Genomic DNA, 15,443 nt, shown 5'->3' with positions numbered 1-15,443 from the left:
GGCTCATACATGGGCGGCCAGTTCCTTCTGGTAGGGGAAGCTGCCGGGCTCGTAGGAGCACCACGGCTCCTCGCCGAGGACGTCTCCTGAGCAAGCGTAGGCGCGGGAGCGGGAGCCGCCGCAGATCGTCCGGAACTCGCACGCGCCGCACCGGCCGGTCAGCCGGTCGGGGTCGCGCAGCGCGGTGAACAGCGGCGAGGAGCGGTAGATCTCGGTCAGGGGCCGGTCGCGCACGTTCCCGGCGTCCAGCGGGAGGAAGCCCGAGGGGTGCACGGTCCCGGTGTGGGAGACGAAGACGAACCCGCGTCCGGCGTTGACGTCGACGGGCGGGCGGCGGGTGCGCCGCTCCTCGATCAGCCCGGCCTGCTCGGCGCGTCGCCGCAGGGTGCGGTAGAGCGGGCCGAGCCGGAGCGCCTCGGCGTGGTCCACGCCCTGCCCGGCCAGGACGAGCCGTTGCACGGCGACCCGGCGGAAGTGGTGGGCCTCGGTGGTCTTGACCGGGATCGCGGTGCCGACGTCGTGCACGAAGTGCAGCACGTCCTCGGTCTCCTGCGGGGTCAGGGCCGACAGGTCGCGGCCCCGGCCGGTGGGCACGAGGAAGAACACGCTCCACAGCAGCGCGCCCTCCTGGCGTACCAGGGCGGCGATGTCCGGCAGGCTCGCCAGGTTGTGGCGGGTCACGGTGGTGTTGATCTGCACCTTGAGCCCGGCTTCGCGGGCCGCCCGCCAGGCGCGCAGGGTGCGGGTGAACACGCCGTCGTAGCCGCGGAAGGCGTCGTGGACGGGCGCGGTCGCGCCGTCGAGGCTGAGCGAGACGGCGGCGGCCCCGGCCTCGCGCAGCCGGGCGAGGTTGGCCGGGTCGAGGGCGGGGGTGGCCGACGGGGACACGGCCGGGGCCAGGCCGCGGGCGCGGGCGTGGCGGACCAGGTCGAGAAGGTCGGGCCGCTCGAACGGGTCGCCGCCGGTGATCACGAACAGCGGCGGTGGCGTGCCGAAGTCCGCCACCTGGCCGATGAGCCGGTACGCCTCCTCGGTGGCCAGCTCCTCCGGGTGCCGGTCGGGCACGGCTTCGGCGCGGCAGTGCAGGCAGGCCAGCGGGCAGGCGCGGGTGGCCTCCCAGATCACGATGAACGGGCTGGCGGCGACGTCGCGCCGGACGCGGCGCAGCGGCCGCCCGCCGGGTGGTGCGGTCATGCGGGTGCTCCTCGCAGGAGGTGGTCCACGACGTCGGCGGCCGAGTGGTCGTCGGGCAGGCCGTCCAGGAAGCCGAGGTCCTGGCCCAGGGTGAGCAGGGCGGGCTCCTGGTAGCCGTCGGCGCGGTGCTGGCCCAGGCCGATGGCGGCGGTCAGCCCGTTGCACAGGCACTGGCGGCCCTCGGCCTCCTCGGCGGGCCGGCCCTTGCGGACGTAGGCGTCCACGGGTTCGGCGGGGCAGCGGTAGCCGATCGCGCCGCCGGGCCTGACGTACGGGGTGCGCAGGTAGCCCAGGTCGCACAGCCGGGGACGCCGGTCGAACACCTCGGGCTCCGACAGGGTGCCGGGCAAGCTCGCGACCTTGAACGGGAAGCCGGTGGGCGAGGCGCGGGGGTCGTTGCGCACCTCCAGCGCGCCCCGGCGGGCCCGGCTCAGCATGCGCCGCCGCAGGCCGTCGTCTAGGCCCGACTCCCGGCACAGCGCGAAGGCCGTCCCGACCTGGATGCCGGCGGCGCCGGTGGCCCGCGCGCCGGCCGCCCCGCCGGGGGTGGCGTAGCCGCCGGCCAGCCAGAACGGCAGCCCGATCGCGGCGACCTTGGCGGTGTCGGCCTCGTCGCGCGGCCCGTAGACGGGTTCGCCGCGCTCGTCGAGCACCAGCCGGCCGCGCGGCGGCGCGCTGTGCCCGCCGGCCGCCGGCGTCTCCAGGACGAACCCGTCGGGCCTGGTCACCGGCGAGCGGGCCAGGTAGGCGGCCAGCACGTGGGAGGAGACGATCGCCAGCAGCTTGGGGCGCCGTAGCGGCTCGGCGGGCGCGGGCCACAGCGCCGCCGGGTCGAGGCCGACCGTGTGGCGGGCGTCGCCGGCCTCGGCCACGGCGACGGTGAGCTCGGCCGGGCGGTGGGCGGCGAAGGCGTCGAGCAGCGCCGGGATCTCCGCCGGGATGCCGGCGCCCATCAGCACGTAGTCGACGCCGGCCAGCATCGCGCCGTAGGCGGCGGCGGGCGTGGCGAGCTGGATCTTCTCCAGGTAGTTGACGCCGACCGGCCCGTCGTGGCCCTGCTTGGCCAGGAAGACCTCGGCGAAGTTGGCGACCACGGCCAGCTCGTCGCGGGCCCGGCTGGGCCGCAGCCCGAGCCGGGGCACCGGCCGGTACGGCGTGCCGGGCGCGATCCCGCCGGGCACGAAGTAGCGTCCGAGCACCCGTCCGGCGATCTCGGGGATCGGGAAGCAGGCCAGCGCCCGGCGCAGGTCGCCGCCGGGGTCGCCGCGCTGCAGGCGGCGGGCCAGGGCGACGTCGAGGGCGGTGCCCGACACCACGCCGAGCTGCCCGGTACGGGCGACCGCGCGCGCCAGCCGCCACCCGGACACCGCGACGCCCATGCCGCCCTGGATCAGGACGGGGAACCCGGCCTCAGACACGCCGCGCCCGCAGCGTGCCGGCCCAGGTGAGCACGTCGGCGTTGATCTCCCTGGCCACCTCGCGGGTGGCCAGGATGTGCACGACGTCGTCCTCGGGCAGCGTCTCGACCATGAGCGACAGGCCGTCGCAGTCGCTGACGTGCGGCAGGATCTCCCGTGCCAGGGCGATGCCCCAGGCCGCCTGGTTCTCGTCGATCTCGCCCAGGCCGTCGAGCGCGGCCAGGTCGGCCAGCTCGGCCAGCTCGCGGATGTTGCGGATCGTGTCGTCGTGGTCGCTGAGCAGCTTGTCCACGTAGTGCGCGCCGAGGACGGGCTTCAGGCCGGGGTACATGGCTTCCTCCTCGTAGCGGAAGTGCGGCCCGACGGCCGCCGACAGGGCAGCCACGAGTTTCCCGGCCCGCGCCGCGTCGCCGGTGCCGAAGGCGTCGATCAGCGCGAGCAGCAGGTCCCTGACCTCGCGGTGCTCGGCGTGGAAGGTCTCGGTGAAGTGATGGCCGATGGACAGCACACAGTCCTCCAGCTGGATGGTTCCGGACGTCGCCGGTCGCATGGTTCCCGTCCCCGTCACCGGTCGGCGGCGAGGGTGGCGCCGCAGGTCAGCAGGGCGGCGCCGGTGAGCGTCAGCAGCCCGCCCAGGCCGATGGCCAGGTTGCCGAGCTGCCAGGCCTGGTAGGCGTTGAGCAGGGAGGCGCGCAGCATCTGGCCGGTGAAGGCGGTCTGCCGCAGGCTCTCCAGCTCGGCGTCCGCGCCGCCCGCCTCGAACAGCTCGGCGCTGACCTGCGCGTACGTCCGGCCGCCGGTGGCGGTCAGCACGTTGCGGCCGATCACCTGGGCGTAGGCCCTGGCCTGCGGGCCGGTCAGGACGGCGCGGCCCTGGTGGGCGGCGAGCTCGGCGGGCAGCCCCTTGCCGGGGAAGCTGATGGCCTGCCGGCGCAGCTCGCCGCGGATCTCGCCGCGCGCCTGGACGCCCCGGGCGGCCATGACGGGACCGGCGGCCACCATCGCGGCGCCGGCGGCGCCCAGAAGCGCCCTCGCCGCGCCTCGGACAACGCTCATCTCATACTCCTGGTCACGTGGATCGCCGGTGGATCGGCAGGTGGGTCAGCGGGTGATCGGCATGCGGGCGGTCAGCCGGCGGCGAGCCACAGGTCGGGCCCGAAGACCTCGTAGTGCACGTCGCGCGCCGCGACGCCGGCCTTCAGCAGCGCGGCGCGCGCCTCGCGCATGAACGGCAGCGGCCCGCACAGGTAGGCGACCGCGCCCTGCGGGATCGGCACGCCGCCGAGGTCCATCAGGCCGTCGCGGTCGGGGGCCTGGGCGCCGTGCTCGTACCAGAAGACGTGCTCGGGGGCCAGGCGGGTCATGTCCTCGCGCAGCGCGTGCCGGTCGGGCGAGCGGTCGGCGTGCAGGGCCAGGACGCGGCGGCGGGCGCCGGTGGCGGCGAGGTGGTCGAGCATGGCCACCATGGGGGTTCCGCCGATGCCGGCGCTCACCAGCACCAGCGGCGCCTCGGAGTCGTCCAGGGTGACGTCGCCGAAGGGCGCCGACAGGGTGAGCTCGTCGCCCTGGCGGACGGTGGCGTGCAGCAGGGTGGACACCTCGCCGGCGGGGTCGTCGTCCACGCGCTTGACGGTGATCCTGCGCAGGCCGTCGCCGGCGTTGGACAGCGTGTACTGGCGGAGCTGGCGCACGCCGTCGGGCATCTCGACCTGGACGCTGACGTACTGGCCGGGGCGGGCGGGCGGCGGGGGCTCCTCGCCGAGCGGGGTGAGCAGGAAGGAGACGACGTCGGGCGTCTCCTCGCGGCGGCCCGCGACCCGCCAGCGCCGCCACGTGCGGCCCTCGACGGCGCCGGCCTCGGCGTAGAGGCGGGCCTCCATCGCGATCAGGGCGCCGGCCATCAGCCAGTACACCTCGTCCCAGGCGGCGGCGACCTGCGGGGTGACGGCCTCGCCCAGCACCTCGGCGATCGCGCCGAACAGGTACTTGTGCACGATCACGTACTGGTCGTCGGTGACGCCGACCGCGGTGTGCTTGTGCGCGATCCGCCCGAGCAGGTGGTCGGGCCGCTGGTCGGGGTGGTCCAGGAGCATGGTGGCGAAGGCGGCGACGGAGGCCGCCAGCGCCTTGCGCTGCTCGCCGCTGGCCTGGTTGCCGCGGTTGAACAGGCCGTCCAGCAGCTCGGGCCGGTCGGCGAACATCGTCGCGTAGAACCGCTCGGTGATCGCGTCGAGCGAGGCGCCCACGACGGGCAGCGTGGCGCGGACGACGGCGGCGGATTCCGCGGACAACATTGTGACCTCCACAGTCCCAGGGGTGAGACCCGCGACCGCGGGCCGGTTCTCAGGCTAGGGAGCGCGGCCTGCCTGCTGACCGGGGCGAACGTCCGCACTTGAAGGGCCGAAGGTCCCGGACGGGACATCCGGCCACCCGCGGGCCGGTCGCCGGGGAAGAGGGGACTTTCGTCCCTGCCGCGGGCGGCGGCGGACCGGGGATCCTGGAGACCATGCAGCTCGACTCGTCCGGACTTCAGGTGCTCTCCGAGGAGGAGTGCTTCCTGCTGCTGTCCTCGATGCCGATCGGGCGGATCGTGTTCACCGATCGCGCCCTGCCCGCCGTCCAGCCGGTGAACTTCTGTCTCGACGGGCGGTCCATCGTGATCCGCACCGCGGCCGGGTCGAAGCTGGCGGCGGCCACCCGGCGGACCGTGGTGGCCTTCGAGGCCGACGACTTCGACGCCGGGCCGCGTACCGGCTGGTCGGTCACGGCGGTGGGGCACGCCCGCGAGGTGACCGACGCCGCCGAGCTGGCCCGGCTGGCGGAGCTGCCGCTGACGACGTGGGCGCCGGGCGACCGGGACCACTACATCGTGGTCGAGGCCGAGCACATCTCCGGCCGCCGTATCGCCCCCGCCCGCGCGCCCGTCCTGTGACGGGTCTTCGAGAGGTCGGCGCCGCCCCCGTTCCGGGGGCGGCGCCGGTCCTCAGCCTTCGTGCCGGTCCTCGTGCGCGGTGGTCACCAGGCCGTAGTCCCCGTCGTCGCGGCGGTACAGGAGGCAGCCCGCTCCGGTGCCGGAGTCGGCGAAGAAGACGAACGGGAAACCGGTCAGCTCCAGCCGGTCGAGGGCCTGCCCGGCGGTGAGGCGGGGGCGGGCAGCGGGCTGACCGAGATCGCCGCGCAGGTCGGCGCCGGCAGGTCGGGACGGGGGGCGAGCTGGGCGAGGCGGTAGCCGTCGCCGGTGCGGTAGATCACGCTGTCCTGGCCGGTCGCGGTCTCGGTGAACAGCAGGAAGTCGTAGTCGAGTTCGTCCATGTCCACCGCCGCCTCGTCGGGCACGGCGCGGGCGGCCGTGCAGGTCCGGACGATCCGGCGTTCCCCGGCGGGCGGGGCGGGGTGAGGCGGCCGGGGGTGGCGGCCGCGCCGGTTCTCCCAGTCCCGGGTGCTCTCCAGCAGCCGCGCCCGCAGCCGGTCGCCGAGCAGGTGGATGGCCGCGCGGGTGGAGGCGGCGCCGGCCCGTGCCCTGATGAGCCGGCCCTGGACGTCCACCACGGCCTCGGCCGTCCGCTGCTCCCCCGCGACCTGCGGTGTGGCGGCGAGCTTGACCGTCGCGCCGAGCACCGGCTCGTGGGCGAGCCGGGTCAGGTCGGCCACGGTGTGGCGGGCGCGCCGCACGTCGGCCGCGCGCACGCCGCCGCCGCGGATCCTGACCTGCACGTCGTCGGCGTCAAGGGCGATGGGCCTGTGCCTCATTCGTGAACACCTTCTTCGCATCCGGTGGTGATGATCCAAGCCTCTGGCCTGGGCGGATGCGGCTGCCAGAGCCGTAGGTCCCACCGCGCGGTGACCTACGGCCCGCGGGGGCGGCGGGCGGCCTCAGGAGCGGCGGTAGCCGGGATGCACGCCCGGCGTCAGGCCCTGGTCGGCGGCGACCAGCTCCAGCAGGGCGAACAGCTGGCCGCGCTGGTCGGGGCTGAGGCACGAGGTCAGGTCGGCCTCGTGCGCCATCGCGGTGCGCTTGATGTCCTCCATCACCTTCGCGCCCTGCTCGGTCAGGTGCAGCTCGTGGTTGCGGCGGTCGCCGGCCGAGCGGCGCCGCTCCACGAGGCCGGCCCGGTCGAGCGGGTCGAGCAGCGCGGTGACCCGGCTGGGCACGACGCCGAGGTCGGCGGCGAGCGACTGCTGGCTGCGGCCGGGCTGGAAGGCGATCATCCGCAGCAGCCCGACGTCGGACGGCGACAAACCGAGCTCGGCGACCCGCGCGGCGAACCGGCCGGCGGCGTGCGCGCCGAGCTGCGCGAGCAGGAAGGCGACGCCCATCGGGCGGTTGCGGGACGCGGACACAGCGCATACTGTACTCCGCACAGAACCATTCACAAGAGTGAACCTTTCTCTAGAGAGAAGCAATATGTGATGACCACCGACCGGCCTGACTGGCCCAGACATCCAGGACTGGAGGGCAAGGTCGCCCTCGTCACCGGCGGTTCCCGCGGCATCGGCGCGGCCACCTGCCACGCGCTGGCCGCCAACGGCGTCCAGGTCGCGGTCACCGGCCGCGACACCGAGGCGGTGGACCGCGTCGTCGCCTCGATCACCGCCGAGGGCGGCCGGGCGCTGGCCGCGCCCGGCGACGTGACCGACGCCGGCGCCCTGGCCCGCATCCGCGCCGAGGTGGAGGCCGCGCTCGGGCCGGTGGAGATCCTGGCCCCGTTCGCCGGCGGGCAGGGCGCGCCCGCGCCGACCGCGGGGCTCGACCCCGGCCGCTGGCGCGCCGTGCTGGAGTCCGACCTGACCTCGGTGTTCCTCACCGTCCACGAGTTCCTGCCCGGCATGCTGGAGCGGCGCGCCGGGTCGATCATCCTGATGTCGTCCACCGCGGGCCGGCAGCCCGGAGGCGCCAACGCCGCCTACGCCGCCGCCAAGGCCGGCGTGGTCATGTTCGCCCGGCACCTGGCCGCGGAGGTGGGCGGCGACGGCGTGCGGGTCAACTGCCTGGCGCCCTCGGCCGTGCTCAACGACAAGCTCGCCGCCCTGCCCGCCGAGCGGCTCGCCCAGCTCGCCGCGGCGTTCCCGCTCGGGCGCGTCGGCCGTCCCGCCGACGTCGCCCGGGCCGTCCTCTATCTCGCCTCGCCCGCCGCCTCCTGGGTGACCGGGGCGACCCTCGACCTCACCGGCGGACGGGTCTCCGGATGAACGCCGTGCTCCGCCCGTCCCTCGCACCCACCGTCCCGACGGAGGCCATGTCATGACCGAACCGATGATCGACCCGATGACCGTGCGGCTCGTGCGGTCCCAGCGGCCCGGATCCCTGCCGTACCTGATCGGCGCGGACGAGGCCCGCGTCGCCGCCCTGTTCGGCCTCGACGCCGGCGCCTACCGCGCGCTGCTGGACGACTTCGACCGCCAGACCCGGCAGGCCGCCGAGACGCTGCTGGCCCGTCCCGGCCTCGCCGACGCCGTCGACCGGCTGCCCCTGCACCCCGAGGACGCCCGCGACGCCCGCGACGCCTTCCACGTCGTCGCCGTCGGGGAGAGCACCACCGCCGACCGCCTGTCCTGGTTCGAGATCCTGCGCCAGTTGGTCGCGCTGCGCCGTCCCGGCGACGCCGTCCGCTTCACCAACCTGGCGATCTCCGGCAGCACCACCACGCAGGCGCTCACCCAGCTGCCCGCCCTCGGCTTCCAGCGGCCCGACCTGGTGCTGTGCATGATCGGCGCCAACGACGCCCAGCACCTGGCCCCCGACGCGCCGACCCTGGTCAGCGCCGCCGAGACCGAGCGCAACCTGGCCATGCTGCACGACCTGGCCCAGCAGCGGGGGCCCGCGCGCTGGGTCTGGCTCACCCCCAGCCCCTTCGACGAGCCGCGCGCCGCCGCCTACCCGCACTTCCGGCGCGCCGGCATCACCTGGGCCAACAAGGACGTCGACGCCACCGCCGACCACCTGCTGAGCCGTCCCGAGCCGACCGTGGACACCAGGCTCGCCGTCCGCGAGGACCACCACTTCGTCGACGACGGCGTGCACCTGAGCATCGAGGGCCAGAGCGAGATCGCCGAGGCCGTCGTACGGACCCTGGCCGGTGCGGCATGAAGCTGATGGTCCTCGGCGCGACCGGCGGAACCGGACGCCAGGTGGTCGAGCAGGCGGTCGCCGCCGGGCACGACGTCACCGTCCTGGCCCGCGACCCCGCCCGCGTCCCGGCGGGCGAGCGGGTGAGCGTGATCGGCGGCGACGTGCTGACCCCCGGCCCCTGGCGGGACGCCGTCGCCGGGCACGAGGCCGTGCTGTCGTGCCTGGGCAGCACCGACCGCGGCCACCCCACCACCGTCTACTCCCAGGGCACTGCGAATGTCATCGCCGCCATGCGCGACAGCGGGGTGCGCCGCCTGCTGTGCTTGTCATCGGCTGGCCTGGACATCCCGCCGGGCACGCCGCTGGGCCGCCGCCTGGTCACCCGCTTCGTGATCCAGCGCCTCTACCGGCACGGCTACGCCGACATGAGACGCATGGAGACCGCCGTCACCGCCGCCCACGACATCGGCTGGACGATCGTGCGCCCGCCGATGCTGACCGACGGCCCGCTGACCGGCCGCTACCGCACCGCCGAGAACGCGCCCCTGGCCAAGGCGGGCTCGATCTCCCGCGCCGACCTGGCCCACTACCTGCTCGACCACCTCACCGACGAGCACAACCGCCACGCCGTCGTGGAGATCGCCGGCGGCTCCTGACCCCGGCCGTCGTCGAGAGCGCGGGCGATTCCTGACCCCGGCGGTCCTCGCGATCAAGGGCGGCTCCTGACCCGGCACGCGAACGCCGGCGAAGGACACACTCCGGCTGACTCGTGCGCGTCCGGCGTGTCAGACTGCGGCAGACGACGCAGCGGGAGGCGGGCATGTGGCCGTTCGTGGGCAGGCGGTCCGATCTGGGCCGCGTCACGGCCGCCCTGCGCGATCCCGCGGCCGGCGCGCTGGCGATCACCGGCCCGCCGGGCGTCGGCAAGAGCCGGCTGGTGTACGAGGCGCTCGCCACGCTCGACCCGTCCCGGTTCGTCGTGCACTCCGTGCCGGCCACCTCGGGCAACTCCGACGTGCCGCTCGGCCCGCTCGGCGTGCTCGTGCCCGACGGCGTCGTGGGCGTGGCCAGCCGCGGCGTGCTGGTGCGGGCCATGGTCGCGGCGCTGACGGCCGGGTCGCGGCGCGCGGTGGTCGTCGTGGACGACGCCCACCTGCTCGACGACGAGTCGGCGGCCGTGCTGCGCCACCTGGCGCGGACGCGGGCCGCGTTCGTGCTGGTGGTGCTGCGCGCCGGTGAGCCGTTCTCGGAGTGGCTGGCCGCGCTGTGGACCGAAGGGCTGGCCGAGCGGATCGAGCCGGCCGCGCTGTCGCCGTCGGAGGTCGGCCAGGTGCTGCACGAGGTGCTCGGCGGCCAGGCGGGCCCCTGGCTGGTCGCCCCCCGGCTGACCGAGCTGGTGGCCAGGCGGCTCGGCGCGCTCGCCGACCAGGAACGGAGGGCGCTCGAACTGCTCGCCCTGGCCGATCCGGTCTCCGTCGGCGTGGTGACCCGGGCCGTCCCCGAAGACCTGCTCACCCGCCTGGAGGCGCGCGGCCTGCTGTGGATCCAGCGCGACGGCCGCCGCTCCCTGCTCCGCCTGGCCCACCCCCTGTACGGCGAGGCGCTCCGCGACGGCTGCCCGGAGCTGCGCACCCGCCGGGCCAAACGCGTGCTGGCCGAGGCCATCGCCGCCACGGGAGCCCGCCGCCGCTCCGACGCGCTGCGCATCGTCCGCTGGAGCCTCGACGCCGGTGTCCAGCCGCCCCCCGGCATGCTGCTGACCGCCACCCGGCGCGCCTGGACGCTGCTCGACCTGCCGCTGGCCGAACAGCTCGCGCGTGCCGCCACCGAGTCGGCCCTGCGCGACGGCGACGTCGAGCAGGGCGTCGGCGCGGCGCAGGTCCTGTGGCGGGTGCTCATCTCGGGCGAGCGCACCGGCGAGCTCATGGCCATGCTCGACGTCATGGACGCCGTCGCCACCGCCGGCCACCACCACGACAAGATCGCGTTCGGCCGCGCCGAGACGCTGTTCTGGGGGCTCGGCGACCCCGCCGCCCACCGCGCGCTCCCCTCCCGCGGCGCGGCCCTGACCTCGGAGCACACCGAGGAGCTGGCGGCCCTGAGCTCGGTGTTCGCGGCGTTCTCCGGCGACCTGCGCCCGGCGCTGTCCGAGCTGCCGCCGCTGTTCCGGGCGGGGATGCGCAACAAGGAGGCCGAGGTCAAGGCCCGCCTGGCACACGAGCTGGCCGGCGCCTACGGCGGCCGCACGCCGGCCACGCCGCACGACGCGCGCGATCCCGTGCTGGCCGAGGCGGTGGAGAACATGCCGTGGCTGCCGCCGACCACCGCGCTGGTCCAGGTGCAGGGCGCGCTGCTGGCCTGCCGTACGGACCTGGCCGCGCGGCTGGCCGGACGCGAGCACGAGGCCGCCCTCGCCCACGGCTGGGAGTACGCGCTCATGGTGGCGGCGATCGCGATGGCCCAGGTCGCCCGCTTCACCGGCGACGTGGCAGAGGCCCGGCGCAGGCTGCGCGAGGCCGTCGTCCTCCACCGGCCCGACACCGTCACCGGCCGCCTGCTCCACCGTCTGCTCTACGGCGAGGTGGCCGACGCCGAGGCGCTGGCCGGCGAGGCCGACGCCGCGCGGGACGCGCTGCGCACCGCCGACCGCCTGGAGTGGCCGCCCGCGACGATGTTCGGGCTGTGGGCCGACCTGGCCCGGCCGTGGGTGGCCGCCGCCCGGGGCGACACCCGCGCCGCGGCCGGCCTGGCCCGCGCGACCGCCGTCCGGGCGGAGGCCATGGGCGCCGCGGCGGCGCACGCCCTCGCCCTGACCGACGCCGTACGACTCGGCGCGGACGTACCGACGCCTGCCCCCGCCACGGACGGCGGCGAGTCCCCCTACCTGCGATACGCCGCGGCGATCACCACCGGCGACCCCGCCGCGCTGGAGGCGGCGGCCGGCGACTTCGCCCGCCTCGGCCTGCACCCCCTGGCCGCCGAGGCGTTCGGCCGCGCCGCGCGCCGTCACCAGGAGCCTGACCCACCGGCAGATCGCCGAACGGCTGGGCATCTCCAAACGCACCGTCGACAACCACGTCGCCCGCGCCTACGCCAAGCTCGGCGTCACCAGCCGCGACGAACTGCGCGACGTCCTGCGCCCCTGACGGTCACGCCCGGACCGCCCGCCCCGGCCATCAGACGCGGTCGTCAGGCCCGGTCGGCGGCGCGGGCGGGTGGCGCGGTCGTCTCGCGGGTCCACGACGACGGCGCCGCTCCCTGCAACGGCGTGAAGTACCACAGGAAGGAGAGCGTGGGGGCGACGACGCCGGCGATCAGGTCGGCCCCCGACCCGCCGCTCCCGCCGAACCCCGCGCCGCTGACGCGGGCGTGCAGGTCGATCCAGGCCCGGTAGTCGTGGCGGGCGGCGCAGGCGAAGTCGCCGCTGACCGCCGCCGACCCGCCCGGCGCCGGGTTGCTGAACAGCAGCTTGTTCTCCCCCACGTTGAACCCCGAGTCCCGGGCGATGACGAACTCCGGCCCGGTGACGACGGTGCCCGCCGTGAGGTCCTCCAGGCTGATGGCGAGGGTCACCGACAGCTCGGAGGAGTTCCACGACCTCTCGACGTGGTAGCGGGAGTCGGGGTCCAGCCGGAACGTCGCCCCGACCTGGGCCACCGAGGGCCCGTCGATGCGCCCGTTCTCGTTGCGTGGGACGCCGATCGACGCGCCCAGCGAGGTGATCTGGTCCGCGGTGGAAGGCGCGCCGCGGTTGGTCGCCATCCGCAGCGCCAGGTGACCGGTGGTCAGGTCGTGCACGGCGGGGGCGAGTGTGGGGGCGCCCAGGACCGCGCCACCGGTCTCCCACGTCCAGCCGACCCTTGCGAAAAACGTCATGGTCCGTCCTCCTTTTGTCGGCTGTGGTCAGCGGGGTGGTCCGGCCGGGATGCGCAGGGCCGTCTGGCCGGCCAGGCTCTGCCTGGTCAGCTCGGCGCTGCGCTGGAGGCTGTCGCCGTTGGCGCGGAGCTGCTCGGCGCGCAACCGCCAGTCCCGGTCCCGCGCCTCGGAGCCGGCGGCCCCCTGGCCCTGTCCCGGCGCTGCCTGCCCTTCTCCGGCCGGCGTCGCCGCCGCGGCCCGCCCGGACGGCAGGACCATCGCCGCCGTCGTGACCACCGCGGCCGCCCCGGTCAGCCGCAGCAGCCCTCTCCTGCCGACGGACGGCTCCCGGCCGCCGTTCTGCTCGTCGTGCATCGCCCACCTCCATGCCGTGGTCTTCCTGCACCACGATGGTGGCCGCGCCGCGGGCCCCCTGTCGTGAGCACGCACGTGCTCAGCCGCGCGCCCCCGTACTCACCGGCGGCGGGCCGGCCGGGACGACCTCCCGGCCGGCGGCGGCCTCAGCCCAGCCGGTCGGCGAGGAAACGCAGGGCGCTGTCGATCTCGAAGTCCGGCACGTCGGCGTGCTTGCCGGGGTTGGCGTGCAGGGTCTTCTCGGCCGAGGCCAGGGCGTCGAACAGGGCCAGGGCCTCGGCCCGCGGCACCCGTTCGTCGTCCCACTGCAGCAGGAACCGCACCGGGACGGTGATCCCGGCGGCGGCCTGGGCCGAGTCCGGCGAGGTGCCGCTCAGCCCCAGCACCGCCGCGCCGATCCGCGGCTCGGCGGCCACCAGCGGGATCCCCAGGGCACAGCCCAGCGACACACCCCAGTAACCCACGGGCCCCTGGTCGCCGAGCGCGTCCAGGACCGACCGCCACTCCGGCACGGTCTGGGCGGCCAGCAGCGTGTGCAGCTCGGCCAGCAGCGGGGTGGGGTCACCCGCGCCGGCCATCCGCTCCCGCATCGCGGCGATGATCCGCTCGTGTTCGGCGCTGCGGGGCCGGTCGCCGTGGGCCGGCGCGTCGATGGCCGCCGCCGCGAAGCCGCGTTCGGCCGCCAGCCGGTGCGCGCGTCCCACGACGCCCGGGGCCTGCTTGTGCTGCCCGCCGCCGTGCCCGATCAGGACCAGGCCGCGGGGCTCGGCGTCCTGCGGGGTCCACAGGACGCCGGGGATCTCGCCGAGGGTGAAGGATCGTTCGATGACGCCGCCGGCCGACGTCCGGGAGATGAAACGCATGCGCGTCTTGTGCCTTTCGGGATGCCTTGTGCGGGCGCTCCCTAGGCGATGCGCGTGAGGGAGCCCCGACCTGCCACAACGTTGATCGGTCTCACCTCCTCAGTTCGATGCGTTGCAGAAACGTACCACACCATCAGATTTCGGCTGCGGTGAAGGAGATCCACACGTCCGGCGTGACGTCCGGGCGGTTCGGGACGGGAAGGCGCTCCTCCGTCCACGCGTCACCGGCGAACTCCGTGGCGACGCGCCGCCAGAAGGCCACGCCCGCCGTGTTGGCGTCCTGGAAGGCGATCCGCCACGGCCCGGGATGCCGGGAGATCACCTCCCGGACGACGCGCAGCCCGATCCCGGACCGGCGTGCCCCGCGTACGACGAAGAAGCTGTTCAGCACCCGGACCGGGCCCGACGCGGCGCGCACGAACGCGAACCCGGCCGGCCGGTCGCCGCTGGTGAACAGGTAGGCCGCCCAGTCGTCGTCCTCAAGAGCGGTACGCAGGCGGTCGCCGTGGTAGCTGCCGTCGGGGTCGGGCAGCCCGCCCTGGAAGTCCGCCATGTCGTGGCGGAACATGAGCCAGAGGCGTTCGACGGTGGGATGGTCCGCGGCCTCGACGGGCCGCACGCTTGCCTGAGAGATGGTCATACAAGCACTCTCGGCCGGATGCAACATCCGGCCGGAAGGTAGAAACTAGCACAAGACGATCACTGTTTGGGACCCGCGGGCGTCAGCCGTGCAGCAGGTCGAGGATGTGCGGCCAGGCGTCGGCTCCGAGCCTGGCGTCGGCGACCGGGTCGCCCCCGTAGAGGAAGTCCGGCGACTCGGGGGCGGGCCCCTCCCCCGGCAGGCGCGGACGATGACCGGCCTCGGCCCGGCTGACCACCCGGACCGTGCGGCCGGCGGTACGACGGCGGGCGGCCAGCCGCCCGGCGAACGGCACGGACGGCCACATGGCGTCGTCCCCGCCCGCCACCAGCAGCACGTCGGCCGCCGCCGCCTCGATGGGGATCTCCGCGGCCGGCAACAGGCCGGCGAACGTGCGCTCGCTGAGCTCGTACAGTTCGCGCAGTGCCAGCGGGCCGTGCTCGGGCTCGGCCTCGGCCCAGTCGTCGTCGTACGGGACGAACGGCAGCGGCCGCCCCTTCCACGTCCAGGACGACCGGTAGGGACGTTTCTCCCCGTCCGGCCCCGGCCCGACGTTGCCCCACACGACCGAGGTCGGCGACAGCGCCACCACCCCGCCGATCCGCCGATCCCGGACGGCGGTCAGCAGCGCGGCCTCGGCCCCCTTCGACATGCCCAGCACGCAGATCCGCCGGACGCCGGTGGACTCCAGCAGGTCGACGGCCGACACGAAGGTCTCCAGCGGGATCTCGCAGATGCCGGGCGACTGCCCAGGACCGCCGAACCACCGGATCGACAGCGCGGTCACCCCCTCCGCGGCCAGCAGGCGGGCCCTGTCCCGTTCGATCCGCCCGCTCGACCCCGCCAGCACGAGCACCCCCGTACGGACGGCCGGGCCCGGTGTGACCAGGACGCCTTCCCACGGGGAGGTCAGTTCGCGCTCGTCCATCACCGTCACCCCTCGGCACTCGGCGGAACGGCATTCTACTGAGACGGTGCGCCCATCGAAATGGTGCATCATGGCGGCAACACCCCATGAGAAGCGGAGA

At 75.2% G+C, this 15,443-nt stretch carries 17 protein-coding genes; 5 read left to right on the top strand and 12 right to left on the bottom strand.

The window, feature by feature from the left end; all coding sequences use genetic code 11:
- Positions 1-3: 3 nt before the first annotated feature.
- From ACNF49_RS27655 to ACNF49_RS27635, 5 genes are all read right to left on the bottom strand, one after another.
- Positions 4-1,194, bottom strand: coding sequence for a TIGR04053 family radical SAM/SPASM domain-containing protein (locus ACNF49_RS27655; protein WP_357977626.1), 1,191 nt, complete (start codon positions 1,192-1,194; stop codon positions 4-6).
- Positions 1,191-2,612: a nitronate monooxygenase gene (locus tag ACNF49_RS27650; protein ID WP_482939252.1), complete on the bottom strand. Its 1,422-nt coding sequence runs from the start codon at positions 2,610-2,612 to the stop codon at positions 1,191-1,193. The genes ACNF49_RS27655 and ACNF49_RS27650 overlap by 4 nt, the downstream gene beginning before the upstream one ends.
- Complete coding sequence (locus tag ACNF49_RS27645) at positions 2,605-3,162, bottom strand: hemerythrin domain-containing protein (RefSeq protein ID WP_357977620.1); 558 nt, start codon at positions 3,160-3,162, stop codon at positions 2,605-2,607. The genes ACNF49_RS27650 and ACNF49_RS27645 overlap by 8 nt, the downstream gene beginning before the upstream one ends.
- A 14-nt stretch (positions 3,163-3,176) precedes the next feature.
- Complete coding sequence (locus tag ACNF49_RS27640; protein ID WP_482939251.1) at positions 3,177-3,668, bottom strand: hypothetical protein; 492 nt, start codon at positions 3,666-3,668, stop codon at positions 3,177-3,179.
- A gap of 71 nt (positions 3,669-3,739) precedes the next feature.
- Positions 3,740-4,906: a globin domain-containing protein gene (locus ACNF49_RS27635; RefSeq protein ID WP_482939250.1), complete on the bottom strand. Its 1,167-nt coding sequence runs from the start codon at positions 4,904-4,906 to the stop codon at positions 3,740-3,742.
- A gap of 212 nt (positions 4,907-5,118) precedes the next feature.
- Between ACNF49_RS27635 and ACNF49_RS27630 the strand changes: the two genes are divergently transcribed.
- Entirely contained in the window at positions 5,119-5,544 is a 426-nt protein-coding gene (locus tag ACNF49_RS27630; protein ID WP_357977612.1) for a pyridoxamine 5'-phosphate oxidase family protein, read from the top strand.
- 51 nt (positions 5,545-5,595) lie between these two features.
- Here the strand turns inward: ACNF49_RS27630 and ACNF49_RS27625 are convergent, their stop codons facing one another.
- The 3 genes from ACNF49_RS27625 to ACNF49_RS27615 all read right to left on the bottom strand — a co-directional run bounded on the left by ACNF49_RS27625 (position 5,596) and on the right by ACNF49_RS27615 (position 6,953).
- A complete protein-coding gene (locus tag ACNF49_RS27625) occupies positions 5,596-5,721 on the bottom strand; it encodes a sigma 54 modulation/S30EA ribosomal C-terminal domain-containing protein (RefSeq protein ID WP_482945593.1) in 126 nt (41 codons plus the stop codon).
- Positions 5,718-6,362 carry a sigma 54 modulation/S30EA ribosomal C-terminal domain-containing protein gene (locus tag ACNF49_RS27620; protein ID WP_482939249.1) on the bottom strand — a complete coding sequence of 215 codons (645 nt, stop codon included), beginning with the start codon at positions 6,360-6,362 and terminating at the stop codon, positions 5,718-5,720. The genes ACNF49_RS27625 and ACNF49_RS27620 overlap by 4 nt, the downstream gene beginning before the upstream one ends.
- 123 nt (positions 6,363-6,485) lie before the next feature.
- Positions 6,486-6,953 carry a MarR family winged helix-turn-helix transcriptional regulator gene (locus ACNF49_RS27615; protein ID WP_357977606.1) on the bottom strand — a complete coding sequence of 156 codons (468 nt, stop codon included), beginning with the start codon at positions 6,951-6,953 and terminating at the stop codon, positions 6,486-6,488.
- A 69-nt stretch (positions 6,954-7,022) separates the two neighbouring features.
- On the opposite strand from ACNF49_RS27615, the gene ACNF49_RS27610 reads away from it, so the two are divergent.
- From ACNF49_RS27610 to ACNF49_RS27595, 4 genes are all read left to right on the top strand, one after another.
- Positions 7,023-7,802 carry an SDR family NAD(P)-dependent oxidoreductase gene (locus ACNF49_RS27610; RefSeq protein WP_482939248.1) on the top strand — a complete coding sequence of 260 codons (780 nt, stop codon included), beginning with the start codon at positions 7,023-7,025 and terminating at the stop codon, positions 7,800-7,802.
- 52 nt (positions 7,803-7,854) lie between these two features.
- Entirely contained in the window at positions 7,855-8,700 is an 846-nt protein-coding gene (locus ACNF49_RS27605; protein ID WP_482939247.1) for an SGNH/GDSL hydrolase family protein, read from the top strand.
- Positions 8,697-9,338, top strand: coding sequence for an NAD(P)-dependent oxidoreductase (locus ACNF49_RS27600; protein WP_482939246.1), 642 nt, complete (start codon positions 8,697-8,699; stop codon positions 9,336-9,338). The genes ACNF49_RS27605 and ACNF49_RS27600 overlap by 4 nt, the downstream gene beginning before the upstream one ends.
- A gap of 164 nt (positions 9,339-9,502) precedes the next feature.
- Positions 9,503-12,076 carry an AAA family ATPase gene (locus ACNF49_RS27595; RefSeq protein WP_482939245.1) on the top strand — a complete coding sequence of 858 codons (2,574 nt, stop codon included), beginning with the start codon at positions 9,503-9,505 and terminating at the stop codon, positions 12,074-12,076.
- 509 nt (positions 12,077-12,585) lie between these two features.
- On the opposite strand, the gene ACNF49_RS27590 is transcribed toward ACNF49_RS27595, so the two are convergent.
- The 4 genes from ACNF49_RS27590 to ACNF49_RS27575 all read right to left on the bottom strand — a co-directional run bounded on the left by ACNF49_RS27590 (position 12,586) and on the right by ACNF49_RS27575 (position 15,343).
- Positions 12,586-12,912, bottom strand: a complete 327-nt coding sequence (locus ACNF49_RS27590) for a hypothetical protein (RefSeq protein ID WP_482939244.1) — start codon at positions 12,910-12,912, stop codon at positions 12,586-12,588.
- A gap of 146 nt (positions 12,913-13,058) precedes the next feature.
- Positions 13,059-13,775: a dienelactone hydrolase family protein gene (locus ACNF49_RS27585; RefSeq protein ID WP_482939243.1), complete on the bottom strand. Its 717-nt coding sequence runs from the start codon at positions 13,773-13,775 to the stop codon at positions 13,059-13,061.
- Positions 13,776-13,908: 133 nt separating this feature from the next.
- The gene (locus ACNF49_RS27580) at positions 13,909-14,415 is read right to left on the bottom strand and encodes a GNAT family N-acetyltransferase (protein ID WP_482939242.1); all 507 of its coding nucleotides are present in this window, start codon (positions 14,413-14,415) and stop codon (positions 13,909-13,911) included.
- Between the two features lie 82 nt (positions 14,416-14,497).
- The gene (locus ACNF49_RS27575; protein ID WP_482939241.1) at positions 14,498-15,343 is read right to left on the bottom strand and encodes an alpha/beta hydrolase; all 846 of its coding nucleotides are present in this window, start codon (positions 15,341-15,343) and stop codon (positions 14,498-14,500) included.
- Positions 15,344-15,443 lie beyond the last annotated feature (100 nt).

The sequence above is a fragment of the Actinomadura sp. ATCC 39365 genome, from assembly GCF_054392275.1.
Note: the sequence above shows the minus strand (reverse complement) of the source record. Positions and strands in the feature narration are given on the sequence as shown.

Coding starts and splice junctions, on each gene's coding strand:
- ACNF49_RS27575 (WP_482939241.1), bottom strand. CDS start 15,343: ATGGACGAGCGCGAACTGACCTCCCCGTGGGAAGGCGTCCTGGTCACA.
- ACNF49_RS27605 (WP_482939247.1), top strand. CDS start 7,855: ATGACCGAACCGATGATCGACCCGATGACCGTGCGGCTCGTGCGGTCC.
- ACNF49_RS27600 (WP_482939246.1), top strand. CDS start 8,697: ATGAAGCTGATGGTCCTCGGCGCGACCGGCGGAACCGGACGCCAGGTG.
- ACNF49_RS27610 (WP_482939248.1), top strand. CDS start 7,023: ATGACCACCGACCGGCCTGACTGGCCCAGACATCCAGGACTGGAGGGC.
- ACNF49_RS27595 (WP_482939245.1), top strand. CDS start 9,503: ATGTGGCCGTTCGTGGGCAGGCGGTCCGATCTGGGCCGCGTCACGGCC.
- ACNF49_RS27655 (WP_357977626.1), bottom strand. CDS start 1,194: ATGACCGCACCACCCGGCGGGCGGCCGCTGCGCCGCGTCCGGCGCGAC.
- ACNF49_RS27640 (WP_482939251.1), bottom strand. CDS start 3,668: ATGAGCGTTGTCCGAGGCGCGGCGAGGGCGCTTCTGGGCGCCGCCGGC.
- ACNF49_RS27620 (WP_482939249.1), bottom strand. CDS start 6,362: ATGAGGCACAGGCCCATCGCCCTTGACGCCGACGACGTGCAGGTCAGG.
- ACNF49_RS27585 (WP_482939243.1), bottom strand. CDS start 13,775: ATGCGTTTCATCTCCCGGACGTCGGCCGGCGGCGTCATCGAACGATCC.
- ACNF49_RS27645 (WP_357977620.1), bottom strand. CDS start 3,162: ATGCGACCGGCGACGTCCGGAACCATCCAGCTGGAGGACTGTGTGCTG.
- ACNF49_RS27630 (WP_357977612.1), top strand. CDS start 5,119: ATGCAGCTCGACTCGTCCGGACTTCAGGTGCTCTCCGAGGAGGAGTGC.
- ACNF49_RS27590 (WP_482939244.1), bottom strand. CDS start 12,912: ATGCACGACGAGCAGAACGGCGGCCGGGAGCCGTCCGTCGGCAGGAGA.
- ACNF49_RS27580 (WP_482939242.1), bottom strand. CDS start 14,415: ATGACCATCTCTCAGGCAAGCGTGCGGCCCGTCGAGGCCGCGGACCAT.
- ACNF49_RS27635 (WP_482939250.1), bottom strand. CDS start 4,906: ATGTTGTCCGCGGAATCCGCCGCCGTCGTCCGCGCCACGCTGCCCGTC.